Raw genomic sequence first — 12,413 nt, 5'->3', positions numbered from 1 at the left:
GTTCGTCGCACTCTTGGCGACCCTTTCAACTCCCCACAAACCCTTTAAACACAGGCACAGCAAGCCAGAAACACGTACTAAAGGCGAACATTTAAGCTACTTGGTAATTCATGGATTCCGATTCAGGCACCCGCTCGCCCTAATTAAATAACGAGCCGCCTTCCGGATAAGACATCATTGATGAGGACGTTCCAATGCAGCCAACCAAAGAACAACTATCTCTGAAAAAACACGAACTTGGCCAACATCCGGTTTTTTCCGAAATAACATCAATCGATCTGTTACGCCGCTTTATGGAAAGCCATGTGTTTGCCGTGTGGGACTTCATGTCACTGACCAAACGGCTGCAACGGGAGCTGACCTGCGTGCACCTGCCCTGGCTGCCGCCGGCAGACCCGCACGCGGCACGCCTGATCAACGAAATCGTCTTGGGCGAGGAATCGGATGACCGCCCAGGAGCAGGCTATTGCAGCCATTTCGAACTGTACCTGGATGCCATGCGCGAGGTCGGTGCCGATACCCGCGCCATCGAGCAATTCATCACTCTGCAGCAGGAAGGCGTCAGCCCCGAAACGGCGCTGGAGAGTGTCGATGTCGAGCCGGCGGCGGCACGCTTCGTCCGCCAAACCTTGCACACCGCCCTGCACGCCCCGGCTCACAGCGTGGCCGCCGCGTTCGTGCATGGACGCGAGAGCGTCATCCCGCAGATGTTCCAGCGCATGCTGGATGCCTGGGGCATAGGCCTGGATCAGGCACCGACCTTTCGCTACTACCTGCAACGGCACATCGAAGTCGATTCCGAAGACCATGGCCCGGCAGCGGAAAAACTCTTGGCCCGGCTGATCGACGGCGACCCGCAACGTGAAACCGAGGTACTGGTCGCCGCACTCGCCGCGGTCCACAGCCGTGCGGCCTTGTGGGACGGCCTGCGTCAGAGCATGGCCCAGCCGGTTGCGCAGGTGATGCCATGAACGCCATCCCTTACCAATCCTTCGCCGACGCCTGGGAAAGCCGCGCCACCATCCGCACCCGACCACGGCGTCGGGTCGAAGACGACGACAAGCTGATCTTCCCCATGAGTCGCCAGCCGCTGGTGCACAGCCAGACCTTTCTCAGCCACTGCCCGCAGTTGCGCGACTTTGTGCTGGTGCAGAGCCTCTACAAGTTCATCAACGACGTGGTGATTTTCGAGACCGAGTTGGTGGACCACACCGCCCGGCGTATCGCCAAGAACCGCTTCGGCATCGAGTTCCCGTTCGCCTGCCGTTATGACGCGATGACCGTGGTGGTGGACGAGGATTATCACGCGCTGGTGGCGATGGACTTCATGCAACAGACCATCGACATGACTGGCATCGATCCCATTCCGCTGCCTGGGCAGATCGAACTCAGCCGCGCCATACCCGCGACCCTGGCCCGGGCGCCAGAGCATTTGCTCAGCGCCGTGGAGCTGATCTGCATCGCCATCGCCGAGAACACCGTGACCAACGAAGTGGCCGCATTCGCCCGGGACGACTCGGTCAAGGCCTCGATCAAGGGGCTGATGGCCGATCACTTGCTCGACGAGGGACGGCACTCCGGTTTCTGGACGCGACTGGTGCAGATCTACTGGCGCACTGCCCCCGAGGAAGACCAGGAGGCGATTGCCCGATTGATGCCCGGCTTCATCGCCCAATACCTGGCGAGCGACCTGCAGCAAGCGTTCGACTTCGAGCTGATCGCGCACCTGCCCGTCGACGAGTCGGTGCGCCAGTCGCTGCGTGAAGACGCCAGTGCACTGGCGTATCCCATCAATCGTTTTCACCCGTTGGTGGGCAACATCACGCGCTTTTTCCGCGGCAGCTCGATGCTCGCGTCCCCCTGCGTACGCGACGCCCTTGCCGATTACCTGACCCCATGAGGACCTTTCGATGAGACGCCTCGAAATCGCAGTGCCTGGCACAAGCCAGGCCATGGCCGAACTGGCCCGGGAACTGGAGCTGCATGGCCACGGTGTGGTGGATCGGCAATCGCCGTCCGGGCACGGCGCGGTCGACCTGTTGATCGACGATGGTACCGTGCAGTGCAACACCCAGGCCCGCTCTTGCCTTCAGGTACGCGTGGCGTTGCAGGCCATGCCCGGGCAGGTATTACCGCAACCGGTGTTGGTGTTTAGCGACGCTGCGCAGCGGCTGTTGTGCCAGGAAGTGATCGCGACGCAACGTGACGGCAATGGTCAATCGTTGCGCCTGCGTACGCTGGCGACGCTGGTCGAGACGGGCGCACGACTGGTCAGCCAGTTATCCCGGGATCAAACCTGCTTCGATCACTGGCCGACGGCACACGCTGACACTGTCGCCGCCCCCCTGCTCGGGCTCGATGCGCTGGAGCCGCTGGCGTTCGAGCACGGCCTCAATCGGCCGCCGGTACCCTGGCTGCTGGCCGCCGCCGACGTGCCGGTGATGCACAGCATCGAACAGCGCATGCTCGATGATGCGACGCAACCGGCCCTGTGGATCGATGGACAACTCATCGACTACAAATCCTTGCGCCGCCTGGCGCTGAGGTTGCAGCAGCCGATGCTGGAAATACTGCAACGAGCAGAACATGAGAAAGGAGCTGTTGGAGAACCTGTGGGAGCAAGGCTTGCCCGCGATGAAGACACCGATGCTCTCAAACAAACCGCGTCATCGTTCATCGGGGGCAAGCCTTCCTCCCACAGGCCTTCCTCCCACAAGGTGATCGGCGTGTGCCTGCCCAAGTCCGCGCACCTGTATGCGGCGATCCTGGCAGTGCTGGGCTGCGGGGCGGTGTATCTGCCGCTGGACCCGCAGCACCCGGCGCAACGTCGGCGCTTTATCCTGGAGAATGCCCAGGCGGACCTGCTGCTGCACGACGGCGACAGCGACCTGGGCGAGCTCTCGTTGCCCACGCTGAATGTCCATCAACTGCCAATGCCCAAGCCAGGCATCCCCGCTTCGCTGATCCGCCGCAGGGTCGACAGCGACGAACCGGCCGTGGCGATCTACACCTCCGGCACCACCGGCCAGCCCAAGGGCGTGTTGCTCAGTCACCGCAACCTCAGCCATTTCTGCGCCTGGTATGGCGACTACGTCGGGTTGCAGCGCGACAGCCGCGTGTTGCAGTTTTCCACCATCAACTTTGACGCCTCGCTGCTGGATATCCTGCCGACGTTCATCCACGGCACCCTGCTGGTGGTACCCAGCGAAGACCAACGCCGCGATCCGCAGCAATTGGTCGCGTTGATTCACCAACAGCACATCAGCCACGCCTTTTTGCCGCCTGCGCTGTTGAGCGTCATGCCCCTCGATGCCCCGCTCGGCCTGACGCACTTGATCACCGGTGGCGATGTCTGCGAGCCGTTCGTGATCGAACAGCTCGCACCACAATGCCAGTTCCACAATATCTACGGCCCGACCGAAACCACGGTCCTGGCCACCACGCGGCCATTCAGCGTCGGCGACAACAACCGCAACCTTGGCGTGCCCATCGCCAACGGTCGGGTACTGATCCTGGACGAACAACTGCAACCGGTTCCCCAAGGTGTCCCCGGCGAGCTGTACATCGCCGGCCCGGGTGTCGGCCTGGGTTATCTGAACGATCCGGCGCTGAGCGCGACGCGCTACCTCGACCTGACGCTGCCCACCGGGCAAACGCTGCGGGTCTATCGCACGGGAGATATCGGGCAATGGACCGACAACGGCATTGAATTGAGCGGGCGGCGGGATAACCAGGTGAAGATCCGCGGCTTTCGGGTCGAACCCGAGGAAATCGAGCATTGCCTGCGCGACAGCCAGTTGTTTCGCCAGGTGGCGGTGGGAGTCGATGAACGACGGCGGATCCTGGCGTTCCTGGTGCATCCCGAGCAAGCGCGACCCGGCGCTGCCCTCCAGGCCCTGCGCGAGCATGTGCAGAACAGCTTGCCCAGCTACATGCACCCGGCGGCCTACGTCGAGTTGCCCAGCCTGCCTTACACCAGCAATGGCAAGGTCGATCGTCGGGCATTGCTCGCCATGGCGGTGCAGGTGCACGCCGACGGCCAGCGGCGCCAGCCGCAGAGCGCCCTGGAGACGCAACTGCGACAACTGTGGGCCGATCTGCTGGAGCTGCCGGTCGAAGATATCGCCACCGACGAAAGCTTCTTCAACCTGGGCGGGCACTCGATCCTGCTGTCACGACTGCTGCTGAGTCTCCGCCAGACGTTCGGCCGCAGCCTGTCGATCAATCGCTTCATCGAAGCGCCGACGTTGATGACCCTGGCGAAGTTGCTGGACGACCCTGAACAAAACAGCGCATCGACCCTCAGCACCCAGGCCTTCATCGATGCCGAGGCCGAGCTCAACCTCGATCCGCTGCCCATCAGCCAATGCGGCGATGTGCATAAGGTGGTAGTGACCGGCGCCAACAGCTTTCTCGGGGTGCACATCGTCGAAGCGTTGCTGGCCTGGGGCGCCACCGAAGTCGCGTGCCTGGTACGTGCCAGCGCTGAACAAAGCGCGGCCGAGCGGTTCTCCCAGGCGCTTCAGGACAATCACCTGACCCACCTGGATCTAGACCGCGTCAGCGTATATGCCGCCGACATCACCCAGCCGCAACTGGGTCTGCCGGACGACGTCTATGCGCACATCGACCGTACCTTCGGTGCGCTGGTGCACAACGCGGCCCACGTCAACCATGTGCTCGACTACGAGTCCCTGGCGCGGGACAACGTGGAGCCGATCTTCGAATGCCTGCGCTTGTGTGAGGGGCGCAGCAAGAAGATCTTCAACTTCGTCTCTACGCTTTCGGCGTCCAGTGCCCTGGATGCCGACGGCCAGGTACTGGAACAGCCCGCCGCCAAGACCCCACCGATCTACATCAAGAACGGCTACAACCTGTCCAAATGGGTGGGCGAACGGATCCTGCAGCGCGCTCGGGATCGCGGGGTTTGGGTCAATCTGTTCCGCCCCGGCAACATCAGTTTCAACAGCCTGACCGGGGTCTGCCAGCCCCATAAGAATCGCTTGATGCTGATGCTCAAGGGCTCGATCCAGCTCGGCCAGGTGCCAGACCTGTCCCTCAATTTCGACCTGATGCCGGTGGACTTCCTGGCCCGTTTCATCGCCTTCCACGCCAGCCGCTACCAGCCGACGCAAGCGGTGTTCAACCTGCACAACCCCGAGCCGTTGAGCTGGGACGCTTATGTGGCGTCGTTCCGCGACAGCGGCCGGGAGTTCTCCCTGGTGAGCGTCGCCGAGTGGCAACGGCAACTGGCGCGGGTCGATGCCGACAACGCGTTATTTGGCGTGCTGGGTTTCTACCTCAACGGCTTCGAGGAAGACATCGGCGACATCTCGCTGATCAGCCATGACAACGCCCGCGCCGGTGTGCGGCAGATGGGCGCCCGCTACCCGGAAAAGTCCCCGGCCCTGTTACGCCGCGGCGCTGATTACCTCAAGGCTATCGACTTCATCTGAAACACCCTCAACCCAAAGCAAGGAGCAAGACCATGAGTGCATTTCAACCCGACACCCTGATCAAGAACCCCCATGCCTGCCACGTCGAAACCTCGGTGGAGGTGCCAGCCGACGCGGCGCGCGTCTGGGAGGTGGTGGGTGATTTTGGCGGATTCAACCGTTTCATTCCGGCGCTGGAGCGTATCGAAATGACCGGTGATGGAGTGAGGTCCCTGCGCAAGAAATTCTTCCGCGACGGGCAGAACCTGGTGGTGGAAAAGCTCAACAGCCGGGACGACCAGGCCATGCACATGACCTGGACGCTGATCTACAACACCCTGGGCATCGACAACCTCTGGGCGGCGATGCGCGTGGAGCCCCTGAGCGACAACCGCTGCCGCGCCACCTGGACCATCATCGCCGACCACACCGATGCTCATACACCGTCGGGGTTCAAGGATTTCCTGCAAGGATTTGCCGATGAGGCGATGGGGAATGTGCAAATGATGTTCAAGTAAGCACCACTCCCTTGTGGGAGCGGGCTTGCTCGCGATAGCGGTGGGTCAGTTGGCAATGATGCTTGCTGTGTCGCCGTCATCGCGAGCAGGCTCGCTCCCACACTGGTTTCGGGGTGGGCCGAAGATCCAGGCTCACCGCCAATCCCTGTGGGAGCGAGCCTGCTCGCGATTGCGGTATCGCGGTTAGCGGTGATGTCAGATCTTGAAGCTGTCCACCAACTGCTTCAGTCGATTGGCCTGTTGCGACAAGGCATCGCAATCCTTCAGGGTTTCATTGAGGTTGGCCACGCTTTGCTGGTTCAGCAGGTTGATGTGGCTGACGTCCATGTTGAGGGTTTCCACCACGGCAGTCTGTTCTTCGGTCGCGGCGGCCACCGACTGGTTCATGCCGTCGATCTCACCGATGCGCTGCGTCACGCTGACCAGTCGCAGACCCGCCTGGTTAGCCACTTCCACGCTTTCTTCGCTGGAGGTCTGGCTGGCGTTCATCGTCGTCACCGCTTCACGGGAGCCGACTTGAAGCGAGGTGATCATCTTGTGGATTTCTTCGGCCGACTCCTGGGTGCGGTGCGCCAGGTTGCGCACTTCATCGGCCACCACCGCAAAACCACGCCCGGCTTCACCGGCCCGTGCCGCTTCGATGGCGGCGTTCAGGGCCAGCAGGTTGGTTTGCTGGGAGATGCCCTTGATCACATCCAGGATGTGCCCGATGTTATCGGTGCTGGCGTTCAGGGTTTCGATCTGAGTGCAGGAAAGGCTGATCTTCTGCGACAGCTCGGTCATGGCCTGGATGGTTTTTTCCACCACCTGGCGACCGTCATCGGCCTGTTCGCTGGCACCGCTGGCATGTTGCGAGGCGTCGGCGGCATTGCGGGCGATTTCCTGGGTCGCGGCGCCCAACTGGTTGATAGCCGCGGCCACGCTGTTGGTACGGGCGCTCTGCTCATCCGAGCCGACGAGCGAAGCGTTGGACGAGGTCATCACCCGCTGCGACAGGTCATGCACCTGGCGAGTCGCGGAAGACACTTCCGAGATCGATGCGTGAATCCGCTCCACGAACTGGTTGAACGAACCACCCAACACGGCGAATTCGTCCTTGCCCTGTACGACCAGGCGCCGGGTCAGGTCACCTTCGCCCTGGGCGATGTCCTGCATGGCGCGGCCCATGGTGGTCAATGGACGCATCAACACCTGGATCAGCATGCTCAGCAGCAAGGCAATGGCCGCCACCGCGACAAACATCGCAATCAACGCAGACGTACGGAACTGGCTCAGCGGTGCGTAGGCCTTGGCCTTGTCGATCGACAGGCCGATGTACCACTCGGCGTTCGGCAGGCCGGTCACAGGGGTAAACGAAAGGATACGGTCCTGACCGTTGAGCTCGACCTCCTGGATACCCTTGCCAATGCGCACGGGGGTGCCGGGGTAGATGTCCTTGAGGTTCTTCATCACCTGGTCTTTATCCGGACTGACGATCACCTGACCGTCGCCGCTGACCAGGAACGCATGGCCGATACCACCGAAATCCACGGAGTTGATGATTTTCACCAGGGTTTCCAGGCTCAGGTCGCCGCCCACCACGCCGAGCAATTCGCCGTTGTGCTTCACCGGCAGGGCAATGGTCACCACCAGGCCACCCACCGCCGCCAGATAAGGCGGGGTCAGCATGGTTTTATCGGCGCTCACGGCTTGTTTGTACCAAGGGCGCTGACGCGGGTCGTAGCCATCAGGCATTTTTGCGTCAGGACGTTGGGTGAAGACACCGTTGGCCTGGCCCACATAAGTGAACTGGAAGTTCGACGTCAGCGCCGGCTGATCGACCAACCCCGGCAGATCCGCACCAGTGCCTTGATGGGCGATGTTTTGCGCCAGGTTTTCCAGCACCAGTATCCGGCCACTCATCCAGTTCTGGATGCTGCTGGCGGTCAGGTCGCCGGATTGCTCGATGGACGACTCAAGGCTGCTGCCGATGGTGTTGCGCTGCAAATAATCGTTGTAGAGGGTGAACAGGGCAAAAGCCAGAACCACCACGCCAGAGGCGGCCAGAAGGATTTTGTGACTGAACTTTAGATTCATCGAGGAGGCTTCTTATGCAAGGAGTGGGGGTGCATTCCAGGTTTGCAACGTTCCATGTGACAGTGCGAGCGGTTATCACTTCGCTCCACTTTGGTGCACGCATACCAGTCTGTCGGCAAGCCTGTACAAATAATTAGAGTTTCGAAGAAATAGGCGACGGGAGGCCACAGCGAGTGAACGGTGGTTGCAAATTCGCCGACGCCTGATGACAATGCGACCTATTATCATTTGTAACATCCAGGCCGTCGCGTCCATGTCATCTCCCGAGTTTGCAGTACAGGCGCTCTACAGCCGACATCACGGCTGGCTCAATACGTGGCTGCGCACCCGGTTGGGCAATGCCGCCGATGCGGCGGATCTGGCCCAGGACACTTTCGTGCGCCTGTTGCAGCGTAGCGAACGCCTGGAGCTTCGAGCCCCACGCGCTTTTTTGCGCACCATCGCCCAAGGCCTGGTGATCGACCATTGGCGTCGAGAAGAAATCGAACGTGCCTACCTCCAGACCATAGCCCACCTGCCGGAAGCCGAAACCCCCGGCGCCGAAACCCGGACCTTGATCCTGGAATTGCTCGAAGCCATTGCCAGGATGCTCGAAGGCCTCAAGCCGAAAGTGCGCAAGGCCTTCCTGTTGGCCCAGTGCGAAGGCCTGACGCACAAACAGATTGCCGAGCAAATGGGCATTTCGCTGCGCTCGGTGGAGCGCTACGTCGCCGATGCGCTATACCACTGCTACGTGTTGCGCTATGAAAGCTGAGCCGGCGGATCACTTGCAGAGCCGCCGTAACGGGCCGTCGCAACAGGTGGTCAGGCAAGCGATCAACTGGCTGCTGCGCCTGCGCAATCACACCGCTCACCCGACCCTGCGCCAACAATGCGACACCTGGCGCGCCGCCCATCCAGAACACGAACTGGCCTGGCAGCGGGTGCAATCGCTGCACAGCGAGTTGACCTCGAACCTGCGGGCAGTGCCCGGTGCCCATGTCGCGCTGAATACCCTGGAAAACAGTGCCCAGCGCCTCAGTCGCCGCCAGGCCCTGAAGTTGCTCTCGGGTGCCGCACTGGTGGGCGGCGCGACATGGCTGGGCAAGGATCTGGGCTGGCGCCCATGGAGTGCCGATTTCGCCACCGCCACGGGTGAACGCCGCGGTTTCCAACTGCCGGACGGCTCACGGCTCGAACTCAATACCCACAGCGCCGCCGACCTGGATTTCACCGCCGGGCAACGCCTGATCACCCTGGCCCGCGGTGAAATCATGGTCACCTGTGGACGCGACCCGGGACGTGCGCTGCGGGTGCAAGGCCGACATGGCCTGTTCGAAGGGCTGGAGGGGCGCTTCGTCGTGCGCCAGGACAGCGACTGCACGCGCTTGAGCGTCACCAGCGGCCGGGTCGTTATTCGTTCCCACCCCAACAGCGATGGCACACCCATCCAGGTCGAGGCCGGGCAAAACTACCTGATCACCCCATCGACAGCGACCCTGGCACCGCCCCTGGACATGGACGCAGGTGCCTGGGCCGACGGGTTGATCGTCACGCGCAACATGCGCCTGACGGATTTTCTCAACGAAGTAGGACGCTACCGCCCAGGCTATTTGAACTGCGCGGCGTCGATTGCCGACCTGCGTCTGTCGGGGGTTTTCCGTTTGGAGGACACCGACAAATTGCTGGCCGTCCTGCCACGCACGCTCCCTGTGCAAATCCGTTATCGAACCCGTTGGTGGATCACGGTGGAACGCCTGGCTTGATTTTTTTTGGCGGGTTTCAAGCCGGTGTCCGGCTAGGACAGTAAGCAACCCTTATCTGCCTCCAGCGACTCCAACGGAACCCACAATGACTGAGCGCGTACATCTCAAGAATCCCTTCGGCTTATCTTCACAACCAGGCCTGTTGCGCCAGGCTATTCATGCCGCGCTGTTCTCCGCCGCGCTGGGGGGCAGCGTCGTACCGATGCTTGCGGTCGCCGCACAAAGCGACGTGACCGCCAGCCGCCAGAGCTACAACATTGCTCCCGGCCCGCTGAGCGATGTGTTGAATCAGTTCGCCCGCCAGGCTGGGATCACCCTGGCAAGCACCCCGGCGCAAACCGGCGGCGTCCAGTCCCCGGGGCTCAAGGGCGAGTATTCGCGCGAACAGGCCTTGAGCCAGTTGCTCAGCGGCTCAGGACTGGTTGCCGTCAGCCAGGATGGCAGCAGCTACGTGCTGCAAACCGAGACCGCCGGCAGCACGCTGGAACTGCCGACCACGGACATCAAGGGCTTCGCTCTGGGTAACGCCCTGGGCAGCATGGAAGGCTACAACGCCACCCACAGCCAGGTCGCCACCAAGACCAGCACCGCCCTGCGCGAAACGTCCCAGAGCGTGTCCGTGGTCACCCGCGAGCAAATGGACGACCAGGGCGCGCAAACCGTCTCCCAGGCCATGCGCTACACCCCTGGCGTGCTGACCAACCCCTACGGCGCCACCCACCGCTACGACTACGTGGCGATGCGCGGCTTCAACGACGGCTCGGTGGATAACATCTACCTCGACGGCCTCAAGTCCATGGGCGACAGCGGCACCTACAGCTCCATGCAGGTCGACCCGTACTTCCTGGAGCGGGTCGATATCCTCAAAGGCCCGTCCTCGGTGCTCTACGGCCGCAGTTCGCCCGGCGGCCTGGTGGCGCTGACCAGCAAGAAGCCGCTGTACGAGGCCTATCACCAGATCCAGGCCACGGTCGGCACCCAGGGCCAACGGGGCATGGGTTTCGACTTCAGCGGCCCGGTGGATGACGACAAACGCATCACCTATCGGCTGATCGGCCTGGCGGATAGCTCCGATACCCAGTTCGACCACAACAAGGAGAAGCGCTTCGCCCTGGCCCCCACGGTGAACATCGATTTCAGCGACGACACCTCGCTGACGCTCCAGGCCTACCTGCAACATGACCCCGACGGTGGCTACCACGGCGGCATGCCGGCCGACGGCACCTTGCACCAGCGCAACGGCCGACGGATCTCGGAAAACTTCTTCGAAGGCGAACCTGGCGTCGACGGTTACGAACGCGACCAGCAGTCGTTCGGCTACCAGTTCGAGCACCGTTTCAACGATGTTTTCACCGCCCGGCAGAACTTCCGTTACCTGGACTCCCAGGTCACCAACGATCAGGTCTACGCCTATGGCTGGACCACGCCCACCAGCAACGAATTGAACCGCTATTACACCGGCGCCGAAGAAAAGCTCCACTCCTTCATCGTCGACAACATGCTGCAAGCCGAATTCTTTACCGGTGCGACCAAGCACACCGTGTTGATGGGTGCGGACTATCAACGACGCAAAACCGTGGTCGACTGGACCAGCGGCAGCCTCGCCCCGATCAACGCCTTCGACCCGACCTATGGCAACTCGGCCATCACCTACTTCAGCCCCACCAGTTACCTGCGACGCCTGGAGCAGACCGGCGTCTACCTGCAAGACCTGATCGAGATGGACAAGTGGCGCTTCTCCCTGGGCCTGCGCCAGGACTGGGTCGAGACCTCGGATGAAAATCGCATTGCCGAATTCGGTCGCCCGCAAGGCACCGAAATCAACGACAAACGCACCAAGCTCACCGGCCGTGCCGGGGCCCTGTACCTGTTCGACAACGGCCTGGCACCGTACGTCAGCTATTCCGAGTCGTTCAATCCGAACTCCTACGCCGACAGCGCCGGCAACCCGCTGCCGCCCACCGATGGCAAGCAATGGGAACTGGGCCTGAAGTACCAGCCGCCGGGCACTGATGACCTGTACACCGCCTCGCTGTTTCGCATCGACCAGGAAAACCTGGCGACCAAACTGCCCCAGGAGAACTTCTACCGCGCCATCGGTGCCGTGCGCTCCCAAGGCCTGGAACTGGAAGCGCATCTGCAACTGACCGAGCAATTCAAAGTGCTGGGCAGCTACACCTTCACCGATATCGAATACTCGAAATCGATGATCAGCACCTTGAGCACCGCCACCGACCTCATCGAAAACAAGGGCAATTCACCGACCCAGGCGCCGCGCCACATGGCCTCGGTCTGGGCCGACTACAAGTTCGACAGCGGCGCCCTCGACGGCCTGCGCCTGGGGGGTGGCGTGCGGTATGTGGGCTACAGCTGGGCCGACGCGGAGAACACCATGAAGGTGCCGTCCTACACGCTGTTCGATGCCTCGGTGGGGTATGACCTGGGCAAGGTCGGCTTGAAGGGCGTGGACGTGCGCCTGAACGCCAACAACCTGACCAATGAAACCTACGTCGCTTCCTGCGCCAGCTTGAGCTATTGCTACATGGGTGAAGAACGCAATGTGGCGGCGACGGTGAGTTACCAGTTCTAACCCGTTTCCCAGAGCTGACACCTCCCCTGTGGCGAGGGGATTTATCCCC

At 61.9% G+C, this 12,413-nt stretch carries 8 protein-coding genes; 7 read left to right on the top strand and 1 reads right to left on the bottom strand.

Features of this window, described 5'->3' with window-relative positions; translation table 11 throughout:
- Nucleotides 1-194: 194 nt before the first annotated feature.
- Genes PSH86_RS01185 through PSH86_RS01170 form a run of 4 tightly spaced genes read left to right on the top strand, consistent with a single transcriptional unit; the run spans nucleotide 195 to nucleotide 5,953 of the window.
- A complete protein-coding gene (locus PSH86_RS01185; RefSeq protein ID WP_109756642.1) occupies nucleotides 195-971 on the top strand; it encodes a DUF3050 domain-containing protein in 777 nt (258 codons plus the stop codon).
- A complete protein-coding gene (locus tag PSH86_RS01180) occupies nucleotides 968-1,900 on the top strand; it encodes a diiron oxygenase (protein ID WP_109756643.1) in 933 nt (310 codons plus the stop codon). Before PSH86_RS01185 ends, PSH86_RS01180 begins: the two co-directional genes overlap by 4 nt.
- A 10-nt stretch (nucleotides 1,901-1,910) precedes the next feature.
- Nucleotides 1,911-5,456: a non-ribosomal peptide synthetase gene (locus PSH86_RS01175; protein ID WP_305487242.1), complete on the top strand. Its 3,546-nt coding sequence runs from the start codon at nucleotides 1,911-1,913 to the stop codon at nucleotides 5,454-5,456.
- A 32-nt stretch (nucleotides 5,457-5,488) separates the two neighbouring features.
- The gene (locus tag PSH86_RS01170; protein ID WP_305487240.1) at nucleotides 5,489-5,953 is read left to right on the top strand and encodes an SRPBCC family protein; all 465 of its coding nucleotides are present in this window, start codon (nucleotides 5,489-5,491) and stop codon (nucleotides 5,951-5,953) included.
- A gap of 195 nt (nucleotides 5,954-6,148) precedes the next feature.
- Here PSH86_RS01170 and PSH86_RS01165 read toward each other — a convergent pair whose 3' ends face one another.
- On the bottom strand, nucleotides 6,149-8,029 hold the full coding sequence (locus PSH86_RS01165; RefSeq protein WP_109756647.1) for a methyl-accepting chemotaxis protein: 1,881 nt from the start codon (nucleotides 8,027-8,029) through the stop codon (nucleotides 6,149-6,151).
- A gap of 253 nt (nucleotides 8,030-8,282) precedes the next feature.
- Between PSH86_RS01165 and PSH86_RS01160 the strand changes: the two genes are divergently transcribed.
- From PSH86_RS01160 to PSH86_RS01150, 3 genes are all read left to right on the top strand, one after another.
- The gene (locus PSH86_RS01160; RefSeq protein WP_109756648.1) at nucleotides 8,283-8,783 is read left to right on the top strand and encodes a sigma-70 family RNA polymerase sigma factor; all 501 of its coding nucleotides are present in this window, start codon (nucleotides 8,283-8,285) and stop codon (nucleotides 8,781-8,783) included.
- Complete coding sequence (locus PSH86_RS01155; protein WP_305487237.1) at nucleotides 8,773-9,774, top strand: FecR domain-containing protein; 1,002 nt, start codon at nucleotides 8,773-8,775, stop codon at nucleotides 9,772-9,774. The genes PSH86_RS01160 and PSH86_RS01155 overlap by 11 nt, the downstream gene beginning before the upstream one ends.
- An 85-nt stretch (nucleotides 9,775-9,859) precedes the next feature.
- Nucleotides 9,860-12,364, top strand: coding sequence for a TonB-dependent siderophore receptor (locus PSH86_RS01150; protein WP_305487235.1), 2,505 nt, complete (start codon nucleotides 9,860-9,862; stop codon nucleotides 12,362-12,364).
- The last annotated feature ends 49 nt before the right edge of the window (nucleotides 12,365-12,413 follow it).

Source organism: Pseudomonas sp. FP2300, assembly GCF_030687595.1.
In the GTDB taxonomy this organism is placed as follows: Bacteria; Pseudomonadota; Gammaproteobacteria; order Pseudomonadales; family Pseudomonadaceae; genus Aquipseudomonas; species Aquipseudomonas bijieensis.
Note: the sequence above shows the minus strand (reverse complement) of the source record. Positions and strands in the feature narration are given on the sequence as shown.

Bases quoted from the DNA above. Each gene is read 5' to 3' on its own strand.
- PSH86_RS01175 (WP_305487242.1), top strand. From the start codon at position 1,911: ATGAGACGCCTCGAAATCGCAGTGCCTGGCACAAGCCAGGCCATGGCC.
- PSH86_RS01160 (WP_109756648.1), top strand. From the start codon at position 8,283: ATGTCATCTCCCGAGTTTGCAGTACAGGCGCTCTACAGCCGACATCAC.
- PSH86_RS01180 (WP_109756643.1), top strand. From the start codon at position 968: ATGAACGCCATCCCTTACCAATCCTTCGCCGACGCCTGGGAAAGCCGC.
- PSH86_RS01185 (WP_109756642.1), top strand. From the start codon at position 195: ATGCAGCCAACCAAAGAACAACTATCTCTGAAAAAACACGAACTTGGC.
- PSH86_RS01170 (WP_305487240.1), top strand. From the start codon at position 5,489: ATGAGTGCATTTCAACCCGACACCCTGATCAAGAACCCCCATGCCTGC.
- PSH86_RS01165 (WP_109756647.1), bottom strand. From the start codon at position 8,029: ATGAATCTAAAGTTCAGTCACAAAATCCTTCTGGCCGCCTCTGGCGTG.
- PSH86_RS01150 (WP_305487235.1), top strand. From the start codon at position 9,860: ATGACTGAGCGCGTACATCTCAAGAATCCCTTCGGCTTATCTTCACAA.
- PSH86_RS01155 (WP_305487237.1), top strand. From the start codon at position 8,773: ATGAAAGCTGAGCCGGCGGATCACTTGCAGAGCCGCCGTAACGGGCCG.